The sequence below is a fragment of the Acinetobacter sp. UBA991 genome, assembly GCF_002292065.1.
GTDB lineage: Bacteria > Pseudomonadota > Gammaproteobacteria > Pseudomonadales > Moraxellaceae > Acinetobacter > Acinetobacter higginsii.
Window position 1 is genome coordinate 49,295 of sequence record NZ_DBBF01000031.1, and the last position, 20,507, is coordinate 69,801.

Below are 20,507 nucleotides of genomic sequence, written 5' to 3' on the forward strand. Positions count from 1 at the left end.
AATGAGAAGCTTATTGCTCGCGACAGTTTCTTTCATTTCAGTGGTTGTCTTAACCGCCTGTGGAGAAAACTTTTCTGTTGCCAATGTGAGTCTAGGTGGCAGTGGCTCTGGTACACAAAAGCCATTACCTGGTGGAGGAAATCCACCTGTCACTGGCGATAAAGGTAAAGATGATGAGGAGGAAGATCAATATGATTATTTTGTTACCTTCCCTAATGCCGTAAATGATGAATGTACTGGAATACAACGTAGTATATATTTCATTGATGCTGGGACTAAGTATCCTCAGATAGCTGGTGCTCAGCAAAGTAGTCCCTCACAAACCGTTCAAATCAATATTAAGAATACAACGCCGAATTATATATTTGAAAAAATTCCTCAATGTCATCAAGTAGAATTTTGGGCAATGTCAGGGAAATTACATTTCCTTCCTGATCAATATTTAAGATGTTCTGCAGAGCAATATACTGTGCAGGTTTTACAACCTTATGAAGTTAAAACCTATGAGTTTGACTTTAAAATTCCACAAGGTGATGACATTTTATTAGTTCGGTACCCAACACAATACACATCTAATTTGCCCGATGCCCAAACCCATTGGAGCAGTTGCCCAACCTTAGACATTCATCTTCCAGTCACCCAACAGCTGATCCCTAAATCGGGCGAAAAATTACCACCATCAAAACCAGAACAAAGCGAACCACCCTCTGGCAGAAAGCCACAACAATAAGCTGTATACAATCGGGCTAAAAAATTAAAACCCGAGTTCTGCATCCTGCAAAACTCGGGCAAATGAGGTTGTGCTTTCAAACTACTTTTATTATCCTGCGTCCATCGCATGCATCATATCCATGATGACTTTTCCATCTCAGCGTTGCTATCCTTAAGCGGAAATCCATTCCTGCGTCCTTGTGCTGATGTATTTAGAATAAACCTTTTAACGATGTAGCACTATTCGTTGCAGACTTAAATCTATGTACGAAATAACGTACATTGATTAGGTAAACTTTAAAATCAGCCAATTGCACGCACATCTTCTCGCTGAATCAGTTTTCCATTTGTTGTTTATGTGGTTGAGCTAAAGGATCTGTCACCTGCTTCTCCTCTTGCTCCGCCTTTTCGATTCCATCTTGTATGGCTTCCTGAGCCTCCTGCTCATCCTCAGCGGTCTGTTGCAACGATTGTTGCTGCTGTTCAAACACCCGTCCTGTTTGTAAGACCACATACACCGGAAAATGATCTGAACCAATATGTGGCAGGCGTTTCATATCGACCAAACCAAAATCGGTACTATGAAAGATATGATCCAATGACCAGCGTAACAGCGGATAATCCGCATGGAAGGTATTCATAAAATAGCGCCCGACTCGAGGATCAAGCAAGCCACTAATCCGCTGAAATAAACGTGTGGTTCTTGACCATGCCACATCATTCAAATCCCCCATCACGATACAGCTCTGATCAATATCTTCAATCTGATCACCCACAATCAGTAATTCTGCATCTCTTAAGGTCGAATCTTTGGCCTCTGTCGGACTCGGTGGTTTAGGGTGCAAACAATACAACTGCACTTGCACGCCTGATGGCAAAGTCACTGCAGTATGAATCGATGGAATTTCATCACTCAAAATAAATTTAACTTCGGTGTCGTTTAAGGGCAAACGACTATAAAGATGCATACCATATAGGTTCTCTAAGGGTACTGCCACACGGAAAGGATAATCGTCTTCAATTGGGCTCAGCGCTTGCTGCCATTCAGCATTCGACTCCAGCGTAAGTACCAAATCTGGCTTTAAAATTTCAATCTGTTCAAGTAACAGATGATATTTGTGATTAGGTGTCAGTACATTTGCCACCAATAAGGAAATTTGTTGCTCTGGATTGAGTTGCGCCTTTTTGACTTTTTTGACTTGCTTGCGCCATAACGGCGTATAAGGCAACACCATTTTAAGCTGATAGGCTATCGCTGCAACCAGCCCAAGAAAGAGCAGTTCAGTACTCAAGGTCCAATCGGAAAGCACAAATAGCATCGCAAAAAATGTGATGATCCCGAGTGCTAATATTTGTAATCTCGGAAAGTCTGCACCCCGAAACCACCATTCATCTCTGGGGATCAAAGACCAAAATGAAAGCCATATCACCAGTGCTGCGCAAATCTGAATCCATATCATGTTCATTTTTCTCTTTGGGGTAGCATAGATTTACAATAAAGTTTTCGCTTTATCAATTTTCTATCTAATATAAACAAGATATTCCACTCAATAAACGCACTGTTTTATTTCAGTAAAGCTTGCAGTTGTGGGCACTTTTGATACACTCAAACCCCTTTAAATTTTTTTACATACCGAGGCACAATGACATGAAAGTAGGTCTGGTCGGTTGGCGTGGGATGGTTGGTTCTGTCCTGATGCAACGTATGGTTGAAGAGAATGATTTTGCTCATATCGAGCCATTCTATTTCTCTACCAGTAATGCAGGTGGCGAAGCACCTTCATTTGGTGGTAAGACTGCCCCAGCACTTATGGATGCAACAGACATTAACAGTCTGAAGCAAATGGATGTCATTTTAACCTGCCAAGGTGGTGATTATACCTCTGAAGTTTTCCCAAAGCTTAAAGCTGAAGGTTGGGATGGCTATTGGATTGATGCCGCATCTACGCTGCGTATGGCAGATGACGCAATCATCGTTCTTGATCCAGTCAACTTAAACGTGATCAAAGATGGTTTGGTCAACGGTACTAAAACTTTCGTTGGCGGTAACTGTACCGTTTCATTGATGTTGATGGGCTTAGGTTCACTGTTCCAAAATAATTTAGTGGAATGGGCGACTTCAATGACCTATCAAGCAGCGTCTGGTGCGGGTGCGCAGAACATGCGTGAACTGATCACAGGTATGGGTTATTTGTATAACAATACTAAAACCTTATTGGATGACCCTAAATCTGCAATTCTTGATATTGACCGTCAAATCGCAGAATTACAACGTGGCGAGGGCTTCCCGAAAGCAAACTTTGGCGTGCCATTGGCGGGTTCATTGATTCCGTATATCGACAAACAACTCGAAAGCGGTCAATCGAAAGAAGAATGGAAAGGTCAGGTTGAAACCAACAAGATTTTAGGTAATCAACAAATCGTTCCAATTGATGGTCACTGTGTGCGTATTGGTGCAATGCGTTGCCACTCTCAAGCAATCACATTGAAATTGAAAAAAGATGTGCCACTTGATGAAATCGAAGACATGATTCGCAACTCTAGCCAATGGGCAAAAGTCGTTCCGAATACTCGTGAAGCCTCTATGACAGATCTTACCCCTGTTGCAGTCACAGGTACTTTAACTGTTCCTGTTGGCCGTTTACGTAAGCTCAATATGGGTAAAGAATATCTTGGTGCATTTACTGTTGGTGACCAACTGCTTTGGGGTGCTGCCGAGCCATTACGCCGTATGCTTCGTATTCTGGTGGAATACAAGAACGCTTAAGCAAAAATTCCTAAAAATCAAAAGCCGATCACATTTGATCGGCTTTTTTCTTGCGACGAAAGATGAATAATTTACAATTCATTTACATCACGGTAATGTATACTTTTTCCAGACCATAACATCACTTTTTCATGGATCGAGATGACTGTTTATAACAAATTAAAAATTGCCATTTTAGCCATCATTTCTTCGCAACACCTTTATGCAATTACGCTTGATCCAATTCAAATCCAGTCTGCGCCTGGTGAACTTCTTTATGCCGAAATGAGTTTCCACCAAGCCGATGCCAATTCTAAATTAGACGTCAGTTTGGCAACACCTGAAGATTTATTGATGCTTGGCGCTGCGCATCAGCCCCCTGCTAATCTTAATTTTTTTACACGCCGTAATAATCAAGGTGAAGGCGTGATTGTGATCACTTCATCACGCCCCATGACCGATGCTGAACTGAATATTATTTTAAAAATTCAGGAAGGTGGCGCATCTCATTTAAAGCATATTCGCCAACCTATGCGCCAAGTCGCGAAAGCACCTCTAGCGAAGAATGCCAATGAAAAATCACTCACACCCAAGTTTATTGTCAGTGAAAAAGATATCGCTTTAAACCTACCTGAAAGCACACGCTTTAATGCTACAAATGCAAATTCACAAGGGCAAAACTTAAAACAAGAAACACTCCTGAATGCGCCATTTACCCTTCCACCTGTGTTAGAAACATCAAAGCCAAGTACGACAACAACAGCTGCCAGTGCAGTTTCAATCGCTCCCCCCGTGAAAGTAGAAACAACCGCGGCAGTGGCGAGCTCCGTGCCACAGCCAGTAACACCTATCGCAGAAAAAGTACCACAGCAGCCAAAAACAGTGCCTGTCAAACAGGAAAGTACTCAAACTGTGAATACGGCCGCTACCAAGCAAAGTACTGCATTGGATGAGGAACTCAAAGTAACTGAGCTTAAACCGATTGAAACCAAAGAAAAAGCGAAAACACCTGATCCAGTGAAAGAGACAGCCCAAGCGGCCAAAAAGAAGCTCCCGACAAAAGCAGCAGCAAACGATGACAAAGCCCAACAGCATGTGGTGCAACGTAATGAATCCTTATGGAGTATTGCACAACATATTGCAGGGCAAACGCAGCAGCCTGTTGCTCAGGTCATGAATCAAATCAAAGCACAAAATGAACATGCCTTTATTGGGGGGAACGCCAACCGCCTTAGGCAGGGCTCACATTTAAACTTTAATCTTACTGCCACATCTACACAGCAGAATAAGAACACCAATCAAATTGCGGCACAAACACAGCGTCCAGCCGTAGGAAAAGCCAAATATCGGTTACAACAAGCTGAAATGTCTCTGGTGGCTGAGAGTAATCAAGATTCCAGTACTGGAAGTGCCAAAAAAGACACATTACAGCAAAAAACCAGTGCCGATTTATCATTAAAAGTTATGACAGCACGAGAAAAAACCGTTACATTACAAAGAAACGTAACACAGTTAGAATTGGCACTACGTCAGAAGGAACAACGTATTCAGCTGTTAAATGCTCGACTTGCTGAACTGCAAGATCAGTTGAAGGCGCAACAGGACACTAAAAAGCCAACACGCTAGGTTACGAGAATATTCTCATAAATTTGCATAAAAGCGGCTCTATCTTTAAGGGGTATAGATCATGTCAACTATAATCATTGTACTGCTCGTCATTGTACTGATTGTAGCTATCGTTTTAAAAAAACGTGAAAGCAATCAAGCCAATACTGCATCTAAAAAAGGTGCAAGCAAAACGACAAAAAAAGCAGCGACACGATCTGCTTCACGAACCACGCTCGTACGTGAAGAACAAGAGCCAGCAGCACTTCCAACGACTACAGCAATTTCTGAAAGCTTACGTCAAAAACTTGAACAACAAATTCAAAGTGGTAACTTTCAGTCTGCCGAGGCACAAATCAATCAAGCTTTAAAACAAGACAATTCTCAACATGAATTGTATTTGTTTTTACTGGATATTCATTTAAAGCAAAAAGATGATTTGGCGATTGATCAATTGATCAAACATATTCATGCCTTAAAACTGGAAGATATTGCACAAGCAGCAGAAGCGAAGCATCGTGAATACGAGCAGAATAAACAGCCTGATTCGATTGAATTTAATTTAGCATCACATAGTTTTCAGCAAACACCTACATCTGAGCCACAGCTTCAAAACAATGCTGCTGACTTTGATGCTTTAGTCCAAACACCAGCTGCGCAATCATTTGATGACTTACAATCAGAATATGCTGCACCGACAGAAGAAGCAAAGCCTGTAGAAGCTGCACCTGAAGTTCAACCATTAGACTTTAATTTCTCCTTTGAACAGAAGCCTGCTGATGAAGCCGTGCCTGCACAGTCTCCAGTTGAAATATCTGAGAGTAAAGAACAGCAGCCACTTGAGTTTTCGTTTAACTTAGAACCAACAGCACCAAGCATTGAAGAAGCAAAAACTGAAGACCTAAAACCTGAGCTTGACTTTAACTTTACTTCTTTAGAGCTTGCATCTCAGCCCGTTGCAGAAAAAGCACCTGTAGAAGAAGCAACACCCAGCTTAGATTTTAATTTTGAACCTACCATAGAAAAAACTGAACAACCTGCACCACTTGAAACCACAACGTTTTCATTTGACATTGCAGAACCAGCTGTAGTTGAAACACAACCTGAATTGATCACGCCTGCGGCAGCGATTACAGTTCATGACCCATTGGCCCAGTCTTTCCCAGACCTGCAACAGCTTGATGAAGCACAGCTGAATTTAGAGCTTGCAGAGCAGTATATTGAACTGGGTGCCTATGATTCTGCCCGTGAGTTGTTAAAAAACAATCAGGCATTGAATGCAGAACAACAACAACGTTCAGAAAATTTACTGAATAAAATAGCTTCCTGAATTTGATCAGTCTAATATAAGCAGTCTCTCAGGCTGCTTTTTTTATGATGAAAACAATCGCTTTAATTTATATGGGTGGGACGTTTGGTTGTATTGGTGAACCCTTGATACCAATGCCTGAACAGGATTTTTTACCTTTATTAGCGAAGGTGATTCCACCACATTTGCAGGTTGAATGTTTCGCTGCCCCTAGCATTAAAGACAGCAGCGCCTGTACCGCAACCGATTGGTTGAAGTTGGTACAACAAATCCAACAATTACAACTCAATAGCTTTCAGCATTTTGTCATTATTCATGGGACGGATACACTGAGTTATGCTGCGGCAACACTGGCACGTTTTTTAGGCCATTCTTGCCACGCCATCATTACGGGCAGCCAATACCCATTATTGAATATTGAAGGCAATGATACCCGCGAATTCACCGATGCAATTGGCAACCTGTATTTAGCACTGGAGCAAGTGCTTACCTTGCCAAGTGGTGTTTATCTTGCCTTCCATGAACAAGTCTTTCATGCACAAAGCACTTTAAAAGCCCATACCACTGAATTAGATGCCTTTGTTGGCATCAAAGCAGACCAGAGCTGTAATACTACAGCAGATGCTTTTATTGTCCAAAATGAACAGATTGAGCAAGCCGCTCAACTTAGTGTTTTGAATTTGATGTTACAGCCGATTGCCAAACAACAACTTATTGTGCAGTTAAAAAATCTTCTAGTTAACCCACCTCACTTTTTGGTGCTACAAGGCTTTGGTACAGGTAATATTGCGGTAAATGATGAAATTCTCGCGATTTTTGAACAACTTTATCAAAAACAATGTTTACCGATTATCAGCACTCAAGTGACCTTTGGGCAACTTGATCAACGCTATGCGGTCAGCTCATGGATTCAATCTGCCAAAGTTTTAGTCAATGATTGTCATAGCCATGCCGATTTATATGCAAAAGTCTTGCAAATGTATTTAAAATATCCGACCCACGAACAATGGTTCGAACATTGGCATCAACATTAATTCTGAGGTTAGAACATGCAACGTTATGCAATCGGTATTGAATTTTGCGGTACTCAATACCGTGGTTGGCAAACCCAACAGGCTGGCGTTATCACTGTTCAGGAAACCATAGAAAAAGTGCTGAGTCGTATTGCCAATCAGCCAATTATGTTACATGGTGCTGGACGAACGGATGCAGGTGTACATGCGACCAATATGGTGGCACATTTCGACACCGAAGCCATTCGCCCAGAACAAGGCTGGATTCGTGGTGCCAATAGTCAATTGCCCAAAGACATTTCAATCCAGTGGATTAAATGTATGGATGAAAATTTCCATGCACGTTTTAAAGCGGTGGCTCGTCGTTATCGCTATGTGGTGTATAACGCCCCGACTCGCCCTGCCTTGTTATATAAACAGGTCACCCATCTTTATCAAAAGCTTGATGTGCAAAAGATGATTACTGCCGCTGCAAAATTCGAGGGTACGCATAATTTTGAGACTTTTCGTGCTGCAGCCTGTCAATCCAATCAACCTGTACGTCATGTAAAACACTGTCGCTTATTCGAACATGGCCGTTATCTGGTCTTAGATATTCAAGCGGATGGTTTCTTGCACCATATGGTCCGTAATATCATGGGTTGCCTGCTTGAAATTGGGCAAGGTCAGTATGAAATCGACCATATTGATACCATGTTTGCCGCAGAAGATCGTACTGCTGCTGGCATTACTGCCCCACCTGATGGTCTATACTTTATTCAATCTTATTACCCAGATGAATTTGACTTACCGCAGTTGCCTTTAGGTCCACACTGGTTGAATTTAGCTGAATAATAAAAAAGCCTTATCGCAGTGATAAGGCTTTTTTATTCGGAATCAATTAACGTTGTTTACGCTTGCGATATTCAACTGGCGTTTCATTGGTCCAACGCTTAAAGGCACGATAGAAGGTACTTGGTTCAGAGAAACCCGTTAAATACACAATCCGCTCGACACTTTCATTGGTATTCGCCAACAGCTTTTTCGCCAAACGGCAACGATAATCCGAAAGAATTTGCTGGAAACTGGTATTGGCCTCACTGAGTTGGGTTCTTAAACGGCGCGGCGTGATATTCAACTGTGCCGCTACCGTCTCTAGAGTCGTTTCACCACTTTCAAGGGTTGAGCCAATGGCACGGCGGACTTCACCAACCAGATCGTAACGCGCCAGTTCTTGTAATTTCTCAATCGCCAATTGCTCATGCAATTGTAATAATTCAGGCTCTGCTTGCCATAACGGATAATCCAGTACGGCCGCATCAAAATAAAGGCGGGTTTCTTTTTGCCCCAAGCTCACTGGGCAGCCATAGACTCTAAAGTATTCGTCATCAGCAGCGCCCTCATTGAAGTTAAAATCAATATAAATCGGGTGAAACTGACCTTCGGTAATAAATTTAAAGAAACGTAAAATGCCTGACATGGCACATTCAGAGAAATGACGGTTGACCAAATTATCTGGCCAATACTGTTCACCATTGCTCAAGTAACAGCGACCATCTTCAATCACCAGTTTGGCATCGAAAGCATCACTGATCAGGCGTTGATAAGCCAAGGCACGCTTTAAGCCTTCGCCAAAGGTTTCACTACTAATAAATAAATGTTCAATCACTTGCCCACGATAAAGTGGTAGATGTTCACCGAGATGAAGCCCGATATCAGGATCGTTACTCACATCCTGTGCAGCGATCCAGAACGCATTTTGTGCACTTAGCGGCGTTCTTGCATTGGTATCCACTTGATTTAATGCCACGCCGGCCTTTGTTAAAATCTCTTCAGTTGGTAATCCTGCTTTACGAATTGCCTGATAACCAAAGCGCAATACAACTGATGCATCTGTTAGCTGACCCACGCTGTGCCCTTCCCTGTAGATACGTTATTATGACAATGAACAACAATTTTAGATTAACGTTGATTGACCAAACTGACAACAATATTCTGCTTATTTTGTTAAAAAAAATCGCGAATTGTCTGACAGTTTCTTTCGGTTAATATCTGACAGCCTCTAACAGACTTGATCTTGTAAATTTTAAATAAATTGACTATAATTTGCGCCTTCCCAATTTGATCTCAGGTAGGCTATGGCCAATAAAGAGGAACTCATTGAGTTCGAAGGCGTTGTCACCGAAACGCTTCCTAATACGATGTTCCGTGTACGTTTAGAAAACGGTCACGAAGTTATTGCTCACATTTCTGGTAAAATGCGTAAACACTATATCCGTATTTTGACAGGTGACAGTGTTAAAGTTGAAATGACACCTTATGATTTGACTAAGGGTCGTATCACTTATCGTGCACGCTAAGTCAGATTAGTGAATGCAAAAAAGCCACATCATGTGGCTTTTTTTATTGCTCAAACGAAAGCTTATTCACTGAGGCGTGTCGTTTTACAGCCCACTGTCTGACATTCACGGATACGCTCTTGCAGCCAGTTGTTGCGTTCTTGCGTTGCATTCAATTGGCATTGCACATAAACCGTACTTTTCGAATCATCACTACATTCTGCATCACGATGGCGAATCCACGCCAGTTGTGATTTTTTTAAAATTTTTTGTTGTGTATCGCTCAGTTGTTTGCGTAATTGCTGATAGTTTTTATTTAAGTCAGCATCTGCACTGGCAAAAATTTTATTGGTACAGTAGATATCATCATAAGTATTACGGGCATTTTCGCAGTTATCCGCATAGCTCAATGTCGCCATTGCCCCACAGATCAAGCCAAATATTATTTTGCGCATGAAGTTGTCCAAATCGCTTAATTATCATCATTATCTAAACATATTTTGCTGGGCTTGAACATTGTCCAAAAGTAGACAAGATTGTATCTTTTTAGCAATTCACATAAATGCTCTCGACACTCCTGCACTTTTGCCATTGAATAAAAAAAGATCAAAAAGATAAAGGATGATCATAATGAAAAATTATAAGTACCTGTTGTTCAGTACGCTTCTCGGTTTACAAGCTTGTGTAACATCAAACCAGCCAAATATTAGTCTACCCGACTATCTAAAGCCGTTTATTGGGCAATCTGCGCAGACCATCCAGCAACAGCTCGACTTAAAACCCTTAGGTTTCCAAACACTGGCCCAACCGGTTAAGCAAAATAATCAACTGATTTATACCGTGATTCGTCCTATCCGTATCCCGATTCCGATTGCACAATCAACCGAACTTGGCGCTCAGAATATTCCGATTCAAACTGCTGGCAATGCAGGCAGTGCTTATGATCTAAACTTAAAATGCCATATTATTTTTGAGCTGGATCAACAACAAATTGCACAATCTATTCGTTATGAAGGTAAGGCCTGCTGATTTATCAAATAAAAAAACGCAGCTCATGCTGCGTTTTTTTATAGCCTGCAAGGCTTAGTTTAATGCTGTAACTACAGCCTCACCCATCGCATCAGTACCGACCTTGTTCATGCCTTCCGACATAATATCGGCAGTACGTAAACCTTGGTCTAACACCTGACCGACCGCATCTTCAATTGCTTTCGCAGCTGTTTCTTCACGGAAGGTATAGCGCAACATCATTGCTACTGAAAGCACTGTTGCCAATGGATTGGCAATATTCTGACCTGCAATATCTGGCGCTGAACCATGACATGGTTCATACATACCTTTGCCATTCTCATCTAAAGAGGCAGATGGCAACATACCAATTGAACCCGTCAACATCGCTGCTTCGTCAGAGAGGATATCACCGAACAAATTACCTGTGACAATCACATCAAATTGCTTCGGTGCGCGTACCAACTGCATTGCTGCGTTATCTACATACATATGCGACAACTGAATATTTGAATACTGTGCTTGCTGCAAGTCAGTGACGGTTTGTTTCCACAATTCCGTTACTTCAAGTACATTGGCTTTATCCACCGAACAGACCTTGCCACCACGTAATCCAGCCAACTCAAAAGCAACTTTGGCGATGCGTTTGATTTCACTTTCTGAATAGACGTCAGTGTTATAACCCTGCTTTTCACCATTTTCGAGTTCACGAATACCACGTGGCTGACCAAAATAGATCCCACCCGTTAACTCACGAACAATGAGAATATCAAGACCGGCAACGATTTCAGGTTTTAAGCTAGATGCATCTGCCAATTGTGGATACAAAATCGCAGGACGTAAGTTGGCGAATAAATTGAGTTCACTTCGAATTTTTAACAAGCCACGTTCAGGGCGAATTGAACGCTCAATGCTATCCCACTTCGGACCACCAACTGCACCTAATAAAATTGCATCGGCTTTTTTCGCCTGTTCACTGGTCACTGTTGGGTACGGTTCGCCGTGTGCATCAATTGCAGAACCACCGAGCAAACCATGTTCCCATGTCAAACCTAAATTAAATTTATCATTGACCTTGGTTAAAACCTTTTCAGCAGCTGCTACGATTTCAGGACCAATGCCATCACCCGCTAAAATTAAAATATGCTTCGACATTTATTTTTCCAATTTTCCTATGTGCAGCGATAACACTGCGAGCCTATTAAACCTTTTTCTCAACAAACTCACCAAGACCTGTACTGACGTCAAATGGACGACAGAAACGGCGAATGGTGTGTTGCTCTTGCTGTAAATCTACACACAATGGATCAGGTACAGAAACATTAAGTAAACTGCCTGAACGACGTGTTCGGTCTCGGTACATTTTAAAGGTATAGCGCACATGCGGTTTAAATGCATGAATCACATGGAAAGTTTCAGAACGATCAGGAGAAATCGGATAGAAACGAATGACGACTTCATATTGCTTGGCTGGTACACTTAAATAGACCTGCTGTTTGCGGCTAAATACTGAACCATGTAAGCGTACAATGCCGCGTTCCATCGCCTGTTGGCTAATCCGATGAGTTTTTGCATCAATGACCGCAATGTCACCAATTCGCTCAAACTCACAATTCTCAACACCTGAACAATATAAAGTTGTGTTGTCCGCCTTAGTTTCCAATGTGTTCTGTGCAATACGAACCTGATCCACCACATTGGGTGCATTTTGACACGCAGTCAAAGTCATCGTAGCGCCTAGACACAGTAAAATACTGCGAGCGAGTCTTCTTTTCATTATTCAAGCCCAGTCCTCATGTCTTGTTAACATGTAAGCAAAATATTATCCGCTAGCATGTTAACAAGAGTTCAATCTCTGCGCTATGCCTATGTTAAAAATGTCTAAAACCCAATCTTGTTTCTTGCACCCAAACTTATGCTTGGATGTCTTGAAACACCCAAGGACGTGCTTGTTTCGCCTTAGCTTCAAAAGCACGAATATCATCTGCCACTTGTAAAGTTAAGCCAATATCATCCAAACCATTCAATAAGCAATGTTTACGGAATGGATCAATTTCAAATTTAAATGCTTCACCTGCAGGCGTACGTACTTCCTGAGCTTCTAAATCAATCGTAAGTTGATAACCCTCATTCTCAGCACATTCCTTGAACAATTGATCCACAATCTGTTCAGATAAAATCACAGGTAACATGCCATTTTTAAAGCAGTTATTAAAGAAAATATCGGCAAAGCTCGGCGCAATGACAGTACGGAAGCCATATTCATTCAATGCCCATGGCGCATGCTCACGGCTTGAACCACAACCAAAGTTAGTGCGTGCCAATAAGATAGTTGAACCTTGATAGCGCGGTTGATTTAACACGAAGTCAGGATTCTTTGGGCGCTTGCTAATGTCTTGACCTAAGAAGCCTTCATCCAAATAGCGTAACTCATCAAATAAGTTATCACCGAATCCCGTACGTTTAATCGATTTCAAAAACTGTTTTGGAATGATTAAATCGGTATCGACATTGGCACGGTCTAAAGGCCCAACAATACCTTGTTCTACAGTATATTTTTCCATGATATTGCTCCCTTAGAATGAACGAACGTCAACAAAATGGCCTGCAATTGCAGCTGCCGCTGCCATCGCTGGACTCACTAAATGCGTCCGCCCACCATTGCCCTGACGACCCTCAAAGTTACGATTCGAGGTTGAAGCACAATGTTCACCGGGTTGTAACTTGTCAGCATTCATCGCCAAACACATTGAACAGCCTGGTTCACGCCATTCAAAACCTGCTGCCAAGAAAATTTGATCTAAACCTTCTTGTTCGGCTTGCTGTTTCACCAAACCAGAACCAGGAACAATCATTGCTTGCTTAATACTTGAAGCAACCGTACGCCCCTTCACAACATCTGCAGCAGCTCGGATATCTTCAATACGTGAGTTAGTACATGAGCCAATGAAAACACGATCTAACTGAATATCAGCCAAAGCTTGACCAGCAGTTAAGCCCATATATTGATAAGCACGGGTCCAGTCATTGCGTTGTACATCATCTTTGGCTTGTTCTAAGGTTGGTACTGCCTGTGAAACAGGAATGACCATTTCTGGAGAAGTTCCCCAAGACACTTGTGGCTCAATCTCTGCGCCATTCAATACCACTACAGCATCAAATACAGCATCTTCGTCTGAATGTAAGGTATTCCAGTATTCAACCGCTTGATCCCACTGTTCACCTTTTGGTGCATAGTTACGGTCTTTTACATAGGCAATGGTTTTGTCATCGACTGCAACCATACCAACACGAGCACCCGCTTCGATCGCCATATTACATACGGTCATACGACCTTCAATCGACATATCACGGAACACTTGGCCGCCAAACTCGATGGCATAACCTGTACCACCCGCAGTCCCAATCTTGCCAATAATGGCTAACACCACATCTTTTGAAGTGACGCCAGTACCTAATACGCCATCAACACGAACCAACATGTTCTTCGATTTTTTCTGTACTAAACATTGTGTTGCCAACACATGCTCAACTTCCGACGTTCCGATACCATGTGCCAAACAGCCAAAAGCACCATGCGTTGCGGTATGCGAGTCACCACAGACCACGGTCATGCCCGGCAAAGTTAAACCTTGTTCTGGACCAACCACATGGGCAATCCCTTGACGGATATCATTAATCCCAAACTCAACGATATTAAAGGTTTTACAGTTATCATCTAAGGTTTGAACCTGAATACGAGAGGTATCATCTTCAATCCCGGCAATGCCCTGTTCGCGCTCTTTTTTAGAAGTTGGCACGTTATGGTCAGGTGTTGCAACGTTAGCACTTAAACGCCAAGGTTGACGATCAGCAAGCTGTAAGCCTTCAAACGCTTGAGGGCTAGTCACTTCATGTAATAAATGGCGATCAATATAAATTAAGCTCGAACCATCATCGCGTTGTTTTACTAAATGGTCATCCCATAATTTGTCATATAAGGTCTTGCCTGCCATGTCGTCGCCCTCCATCGTGCTTGCCATTGGTCTGGGTATTTTTCATCTTGGATTGATTATAGCAATCGCTTCACATAAATCTAATTTATCATTTTTATAAATTAACAAACTTTTAGGAATGATAAATTTAAATTTTCGATCTTGATCATCTCATTAAATGAAAAAAATTTAAATCATCTTAGCTGAGCAGATTTCATACGTACTCTGGCTTTGAACTACTTATTTAAATAAATCATTTCACGATTTATAAATCCAATCGTCCTAAATTGAAATTTCTTTTTTACATTTTATTCGATAATGATTATTATTTACATTAATAGAGCTTCTTAAGGGCATCCCCATGACTCGTATTCAAAAATTTGTACATAACAATCGTCGAACTTTTAAAAAAACTTTAAGTTATTATATTGTGCATATTAGTGTTGCAATGATGGTTGCTTATGTGATCACAGGAAACTTCTGGATTGCAGCAACCTTAAGTCTGCTTGAACCAACCGTACAAGCATTTGCTTTTTTCTTTCATGAGAAAATTTGGAATCATTTCGAATTTAAATTAAATAAAGATACTCAACAGCTTTAAAATTTCTTTGGATACTCTTGTATGAATCTCGCTGCTTTTGAAGCATTTGTTAAAGTCATGGAAACCGGTTCAATTTCTATCGCAGCAGAACAATTATTTATTACCCAACCCGCAGTCACGAAGCGGATTCATAGCCTAGAAGACTACTTCGGGGTCAAACTGTTTGAATCTGCCGGCCGGGGCATTCAACCTACTCATGCCGCACATTCTCTATTACCTAAAGTCCGAACTTGGCTGAATGAATTAGGGGAAATTCATCATACCTTGAGTCATGAACAAGCACAGGTACAAGGCCGTTTAAAGATTGGCACCAGTCATCATATCGGTTTGCATCATTTGGCTGAACCGCTGAAAAACTTTGTGCAGCATTATCCTCAAGTGACCTTGGATGTGCATTTTGTCGATTCAGAACAAGCCCATGAACTGGTTTTGGCCGGTGAGCTGGAACTGGCATTTTTAACCTTACCGCCAGCTGGGGATGATCGCCTGAATTATGTGACCATCTGGAATGATCCATTGGTGTTTGTGGCTGCGCCCTTCCACCCTTTGGCACAGCAACCCCAACTCAAACTTGAAGACCTGATTAGCTACCCAAGTTTGTTACCTGCTGCACAAACCTATACCAGTCAGATCACTTTGTCTGAATTTGAGCGGAATGGCTTAAAACCGAAAATCACGATGAGCAACAACCCTTTGGAATCCATTCGAATGTTGGTCTCAATTGGTCTCGGCTGGTCAGTGTTGCCAAAAACCTTAGTCAATCAGGATTTAAAACAGCTCGATTTAAAACTGGATATGCAGCGTCAACTCGGTATGGTTTGGCATCCTGCACGAATTCAGTCTAAAGCGGCTGAGGAATTGATCCGTATGATGCATGTCGGTTAATCTCAGGATTAGTCTCCCCCACCGCCACCACAACTGCTGCAACTACTACAGCTATTGCTACTACTGCTGCAACTTGAAGAGGATGACGAAGATTGTGCCTGCATATATTGCGCATAATCCTTGGTCATCAATTCTAAATTAAAATACTGCCCATCCTGCCAGTTTAAGACCTGATCAATGGCAAATAGTCTCGGTAACAACGTGGTATTTCTTGGCTGATAGGCATGTAAACCACAACTGTTTCGCCACGCCGCAAATAACTGCTGTGTTTGCTGCGTGGACGTTGTACTGGCATCATAGGGACTATGATGTAACTGCCGACCGAGTATCTGTTCACATAAATCTTGGTACTGCTTTGGAAATTCCAGCATGACATGCCATAACGAATCAACTGCATGCGAAGGCATGGCATAGGCCTGTTTTTGCATAACATGTAATGCCAAATAATCCTTAAATCCAGCTTCGATCAATTGCCGTTGTTTTAGCCCCAGTTCAGGATAATAGAATCTGAATTTGTTCCAAAAAATCGGATCGAATTTGAATTGCTCAATCTTTTGTAATTTTTTAGATTTAGAACGCGCAAGCAAGGCAAGATTCAGCACTATCACTGCCCACACAAAGGGCAAAATGACCCATGCGGTAAAAAACTGTTGCTGCCAACTGTACATTAAGATCAAGACGAAGAGCGGGAGCGCGATCCATCGTATTTTCATCATGGGCTGTTGTCGTTTTAATTGCAGTAATGCATCGATTGAAATAGAAGTCTGTGCTTCCTGATTTATTTTTATTTTCATACAGTGATCTTAAAAATAAATGATGACATTAATATGACAAAAAAAACCTCCCAATAGGGAGGTTTAATCAAGATTATTTGATCTGCAATAAATGGCGAATTTGCTGCGCCATTTGCTGAACATCCAAGAGGTGGTGTGGAATCGTCATCGACAATAATTGATCTGAGCGGTGACGGCGATCAACCTCAAGCATGACATGGGTTTGGTGTGGTTCAGCCACAAAAGATACTTCCACTTCATTGAAACCACTGAATAGGCTCGAAGAGACAAATTCAAGTTCTTGGTAGCAGCCAATGGTCGATCTAAAATTATGCGCAGTCAGTTGGCCTTTTTCCACATCCACGCTGGATAATACAAATCCACATTGCTGCATGGCTTGTAAAAACATTTGCATGGCTGGTGTTGGCAGGACACTTAAATAGTCACGATCCGTTGCGTCCACGCCCCAATCTACATCCAGACGGGTATTGATCCAGACCCGTGTTCCATTACGGCGGCAAGAAACTTCGGTGATTGGGGTTTCATGCGGTATTTCCATGGTGAAAGGAACATTGTGCGATTGATTTGCCGGCAATGAAAAATTAGAACTGATTAACCATTGATCCAACACCAAAGGCTGATTAAATTCATGATCGCCCGACTCTACCTCCGCCATGGTCATTAATTGCAGATAGAGGCCTTTAATTTCTTTATCGGTTGAGCCACCTTTAAAGTTAATCTCACCACGTAGTGTCTCCCCTGCTTGCAAGGTTGAATTAAACAAACGGGTTTCAAGCGTGACACCTTGCAGGCCCAAGCCTGACATAATTTTGCTAAACATTTTGTCTTTTTTCTCTCAAATCATCACTATTTTATGTCTGTACTCACAGACCTATTATTAAAGGGCGTCATCGCCAGCGAGCTGAATCTGACCATCGCTTACCGCGTTCATGAATTGCTGGTAGTCATTTAAATTACGCTCAGCTGACTGAGTCGCATAATTCTGTAAAACCTCAACGATCGTACTGCCTTCACCTAAATACCCCATCAATACATCAGCATTGCCGGCTTTGGCATGCGCATGGGCTAAAGCGAGGCCGCAACTTTCCGCATATTCATAGAAATATTCATCATCCATATCGGCAAGATCGACCGAAATTTTCATATCTCGTAACTGACGGACATGAAAATCTTGTTTCAAGCTGGAAAAACCCAAGAAGATATCGCTGGCCGCTTGCATCAATTGCTGACCATGAATCACCCGCTCGCCTTCATGCGCAACCTTATCTTTAAACAGCGGACTGAGAATTGAAGGATTGGCTTCCTTCATTTGTAAGATCAGCGGTTCACGGTCTGCATCTTCAAATAAGGCAATTGCTGAGCGGGTTCCAACACTGCCAACCCCCACCACTTTGAGTGCCACATCGGTCCGCTGATAACGATCAAACAATACCTGTCGGTCATATTTCAATGAGTTACGATAGCGTTGAAAAAACTCATCGACTTGCTCAGCAAATGGTTCATCCGCTTTGGGGTGCCACAGTAAAGGGGCATCATCAATAAAGTGTCTAAACCCGGTTGCATCATCTTGTTGGGTCAACTTGGGTAATACCGAATGCGCATTGCGCTTTTGGGCTGAATCTAGATGCTTGGCACGTTTCTTTCTGAGTTTTCGGCATTCGGTATTTTCTAATAAAGTAGTGGCATCGACCTTTTCATACCAAACTTGCAATGGGGACAAGGCCATATTTTCAAGCAAGTGTTTGCGGTAGCTATTCAGCATGGTTTTAATGGCTTTTAAGCCACTACGCTCTCCCAAGCCAATGTCTTTGGCCGCAATCACAAAACTGGTCACCAGACGTTTTAAATCCCACTCAAATGGCGCAACCAAGGTTTCGTCAAAGTCATTGATGCCAAATAACAGGTTACGTTCAGGACTGGCAAAACCACCAAAGTTGCTTAAATGGCAATCGCCACAAATTTGCTGAAACAAACCTGAATTGTGTTGTTCCCATGCTTGATCAAACAGCATTAGCGCTGGCATACCACGATAGAACGTAAACGGCGAGACACTCATCCGCTTGGCACGAATCGGCTGTAATTGTGCTAGGCGTCCTTGATTGCTCCAATCATAAAGCGTTAACGCCGTGGTGCCTTTGGGACGTACTGAAAGTTGAGCTAAGTTTTCACGTGGAACTTTTTTTCGTTGTGTCTTACCTAATTGAAAGCCTTCGCTTTTGCTCAATAACTTGCCTTGATAGCTATGTCTTGTGAGATCAATACTCTCTGCGGTCCAAAGTTGTTTTGGTAATTTGATTTGTTGTTTTGTCATAACACCCCCTATAAATCCAGTAGTGTTATAGCAATAATTTGAATGAATCGGATAATGATTTTTTTAATTTTTTAGCGTGATTAAAGCACTGCCAAATATTCCATTTCATCAAGACATATTTGGCAGCAAATCAAAACTTTAAATCGACCAGTCTTGAATGTCCCAAGCTTGCTGTTGCGCTAGCTTTTCTAAACGATCGTCTGGATTGACCGCAATCGCATGGGTGGCATATTCAAGCAAGAAACGATCATTAATTGAGTCAGAATACGCCCATGACTCGGTCACTGATCGGCCAGCCAACCATTGATCCAGACGTGCGAGCTTGCCATTTTGATAACACGGAATCCCTGTCACCTTGCCTGTATATTGACCATCAATTACTTCTGCATTGGTGGCAATAATCTCGGTAATGCCAAATTCACGGAAAATCGGTGCGGTAATAAAGTCACTGGTTGCTGTAATTCCAACCAGCTCATGTCCCAATGCTTGGTGTCTTTTAATCGCCTCGAAGCCTTTAGGTCGCATCTGTGGACGGATGACCTTCTGCATAAACAACTGATGTAACTCAGTTAAATAGGCATTGTCGTGTTTGGTCAGGAATTCGAATACAAATTCATTATAAGCAATCGGGTCAAGTTGCCCTGCTTTATAGTCTTCGTAGAATTTGTCATTCATTTGACGATGATGAACTGGATCGACTAAACCTTCATTGACTAAAAATTCACCCCAAGAGTGATCAGAGTCAGTATTTAACAGGGTGTGATCTAAATCAAACAAAGCCAATTGCATAGAATTTCTCGTTTAAACTGAAAATTAAGAAAAAAAATGTAAATCTATCACCGCTAGTCGATAGAAATTCGTTAAGATCATAGCAATTTTTAAACATTTTACTTTGACCTTTTTCGAGTTGGACAAAAGAGTGACTGTCCCCGAGATCAAAGTCAACGATATAGACAAAATTTAGGTAGCCAAATGATCGACTCAGAAGGTTTCCGACCCAACGTCGGGATCATTTTGGCAAACGATGACGGACAAGTTTTATGGGCAAAACGCATTGGTCACAATGCTTGGCAATTTCCACAAGGAGGAATCCAATTTGGAGAAACCCCTGAACAGGCACTTTTTCGTGAACTGAGAGAAGAAGTCGGTTTATTGCCCGAACACGTCCAAATTATAGCGCAAACAAAAGGTTGGCTGCGTTATCGTTTGCCACATCGGTACATTCGGTCAGA

The 20,507-nt window shown here is 42.0% G+C and carries 22 protein-coding genes; 11 read left to right on the top strand and 11 right to left on the bottom strand.

Annotated features, from left to right (window positions below; all coding sequences use genetic code 11):
• Position 1: 1 nt before the first annotated feature.
• Complete coding sequence (locus B2727_RS13950; protein WP_033133260.1) at positions 2-730, top strand: hypothetical protein; 729 nt, start codon at positions 2-4, stop codon at positions 728-730.
• Between the two features lie 316 nt (positions 731-1,046).
• On the opposite strand, the gene B2727_RS13955 is transcribed toward B2727_RS13950, so the two are convergent.
• Positions 1,047-2,171 (bottom strand): endonuclease/exonuclease/phosphatase family protein, encoded by a 1,125-nt coding sequence (locus B2727_RS13955; protein ID WP_033133259.1) that lies wholly within the window; start codon positions 2,169-2,171, stop codon positions 1,047-1,049.
• A 188-nt stretch (positions 2,172-2,359) separates the two neighbouring features.
• Here B2727_RS13955 and asd point away from each other — a divergent pair, with 188 nt between their 5' ends.
• The 5 genes from asd to truA all read left to right on the top strand — a co-directional run bounded on the left by asd (position 2,360) and on the right by truA (position 8,218).
• Positions 2,360-3,478, top strand: a complete 1,119-nt coding sequence (asd, locus tag B2727_RS13960; RefSeq protein ID WP_004802505.1) for an aspartate-semialdehyde dehydrogenase — start codon at positions 2,360-2,362, stop codon at positions 3,476-3,478.
• A gap of 141 nt (positions 3,479-3,619) precedes the next feature.
• Positions 3,620-5,083, top strand: coding sequence for a FimV domain-containing protein (locus B2727_RS13965; RefSeq protein WP_033133258.1), 1,464 nt, complete (start codon positions 3,620-3,622; stop codon positions 5,081-5,083).
• Between the two features lie 61 nt (positions 5,084-5,144).
• Positions 5,145-6,392 carry a FimV domain-containing protein gene (locus B2727_RS13970; protein WP_033133257.1) on the top strand — a complete coding sequence of 416 codons (1,248 nt, stop codon included), beginning with the start codon at positions 5,145-5,147 and terminating at the stop codon, positions 6,390-6,392.
• Between the two features lie 44 nt (positions 6,393-6,436).
• The gene (locus tag B2727_RS13975) at positions 6,437-7,405 is read left to right on the top strand and encodes an asparaginase domain-containing protein (RefSeq protein ID WP_171248649.1); all 969 of its coding nucleotides are present in this window, start codon (positions 6,437-6,439) and stop codon (positions 7,403-7,405) included.
• 15 nt (positions 7,406-7,420) lie between these two features.
• The gene (truA, locus tag B2727_RS13980) at positions 7,421-8,218 is read left to right on the top strand and encodes a tRNA pseudouridine(38-40) synthase TruA (RefSeq protein WP_005200325.1); all 798 of its coding nucleotides are present in this window, start codon (positions 7,421-7,423) and stop codon (positions 8,216-8,218) included.
• Positions 8,219-8,264: 46 nt separating this feature from the next.
• Here truA and B2727_RS13985 read toward each other — a convergent pair whose 3' ends face one another.
• Positions 8,265-9,272: an AraC family transcriptional regulator gene (locus B2727_RS13985; RefSeq protein WP_004656037.1), complete on the bottom strand. Its 1,008-nt coding sequence runs from the start codon at positions 9,270-9,272 to the stop codon at positions 8,265-8,267.
• A gap of 229 nt (positions 9,273-9,501) precedes the next feature.
• On the opposite strand from B2727_RS13985, the gene infA reads away from it, so the two are divergent.
• Positions 9,502-9,723, top strand: coding sequence for a translation initiation factor IF-1 (gene infA, locus B2727_RS13990; protein WP_001284370.1), 222 nt, complete (start codon positions 9,502-9,504; stop codon positions 9,721-9,723).
• A 62-nt stretch (positions 9,724-9,785) separates the two neighbouring features.
• Here infA and B2727_RS13995 read toward each other — a convergent pair whose 3' ends face one another.
• Positions 9,786-10,157 (bottom strand): lysozyme inhibitor LprI family protein, encoded by a 372-nt coding sequence (locus B2727_RS13995; protein WP_004656039.1) that lies wholly within the window; start codon positions 10,155-10,157, stop codon positions 9,786-9,788.
• Between the two features lie 175 nt (positions 10,158-10,332).
• On the opposite strand from B2727_RS13995, the gene B2727_RS14000 reads away from it, so the two are divergent.
• The gene (locus B2727_RS14000) at positions 10,333-10,731 is read left to right on the top strand and encodes a hypothetical protein (protein ID WP_033133256.1); all 399 of its coding nucleotides are present in this window, start codon (positions 10,333-10,335) and stop codon (positions 10,729-10,731) included.
• 54 nt (positions 10,732-10,785) lie between these two features.
• Here B2727_RS14000 and leuB read toward each other — a convergent pair whose 3' ends face one another.
• From leuB to leuC, 4 genes are all read right to left on the bottom strand, one after another.
• Positions 10,786-11,865, bottom strand: a complete 1,080-nt coding sequence (gene leuB, locus B2727_RS14005; RefSeq protein ID WP_033133255.1) for a 3-isopropylmalate dehydrogenase — start codon at positions 11,863-11,865, stop codon at positions 10,786-10,788.
• A gap of 46 nt (positions 11,866-11,911) precedes the next feature.
• Entirely contained in the window at positions 11,912-12,487 is a 576-nt protein-coding gene (locus B2727_RS14010; RefSeq protein ID WP_026057512.1) for a hypothetical protein, read from the bottom strand.
• A gap of 136 nt (positions 12,488-12,623) precedes the next feature.
• Positions 12,624-13,274 (bottom strand): 3-isopropylmalate dehydratase small subunit, encoded by a 651-nt coding sequence (gene leuD, locus B2727_RS14015; RefSeq protein WP_033133254.1) that lies wholly within the window; start codon positions 13,272-13,274, stop codon positions 12,624-12,626.
• A 12-nt stretch (positions 13,275-13,286) separates the two neighbouring features.
• Positions 13,287-14,705 (bottom strand): 3-isopropylmalate dehydratase large subunit, encoded by a 1,419-nt coding sequence (gene leuC / locus B2727_RS14020; RefSeq protein WP_033133253.1) that lies wholly within the window; start codon positions 14,703-14,705, stop codon positions 13,287-13,289.
• A gap of 340 nt (positions 14,706-15,045) precedes the next feature.
• Here leuC and B2727_RS14025 point away from each other — a divergent pair, with 340 nt between their 5' ends.
• Positions 15,046-15,285, top strand: coding sequence for a DUF2061 domain-containing protein (locus tag B2727_RS14025; protein WP_016660478.1), 240 nt, complete (start codon positions 15,046-15,048; stop codon positions 15,283-15,285).
• A 21-nt stretch (positions 15,286-15,306) separates the two neighbouring features.
• Complete coding sequence (locus B2727_RS14030) at positions 15,307-16,170, top strand: LysR family transcriptional regulator (protein ID WP_033133252.1); 864 nt, start codon at positions 15,307-15,309, stop codon at positions 16,168-16,170.
• 8 nt (positions 16,171-16,178) lie between these two features.
• Here B2727_RS14030 and B2727_RS14035 read toward each other — a convergent pair whose 3' ends face one another.
• From B2727_RS14035 to B2727_RS14050, 4 genes are all read right to left on the bottom strand, one after another.
• Positions 16,179-16,964 (bottom strand): hypothetical protein, encoded by a 786-nt coding sequence (locus B2727_RS14035; RefSeq protein WP_033133251.1) that lies wholly within the window; start codon positions 16,962-16,964, stop codon positions 16,179-16,181.
• A 73-nt stretch (positions 16,965-17,037) separates the two neighbouring features.
• Entirely contained in the window at positions 17,038-17,784 is a 747-nt protein-coding gene (locus B2727_RS14040) for a sporulation protein (protein WP_033133250.1), read from the bottom strand.
• 57 nt (positions 17,785-17,841) lie between these two features.
• On the bottom strand, positions 17,842-19,275 hold the full coding sequence (locus tag B2727_RS14045) for a DUF2252 domain-containing protein (protein WP_033133249.1): 1,434 nt from the start codon (positions 19,273-19,275) through the stop codon (positions 17,842-17,844).
• Between the two features lie 138 nt (positions 19,276-19,413).
• On the bottom strand, positions 19,414-20,064 hold the full coding sequence (locus B2727_RS14050) for an HAD family hydrolase (protein ID WP_033133248.1): 651 nt from the start codon (positions 20,062-20,064) through the stop codon (positions 19,414-19,416).
• Positions 20,065-20,247: 183 nt separating this feature from the next.
• Here B2727_RS14050 and B2727_RS14055 point away from each other — a divergent pair.
• A partial coding sequence (locus B2727_RS14055; RefSeq protein ID WP_291349410.1) for an RNA pyrophosphohydrolase occupies positions 20,248-20,507 on the top strand: 260 nt, incomplete at its 3' end.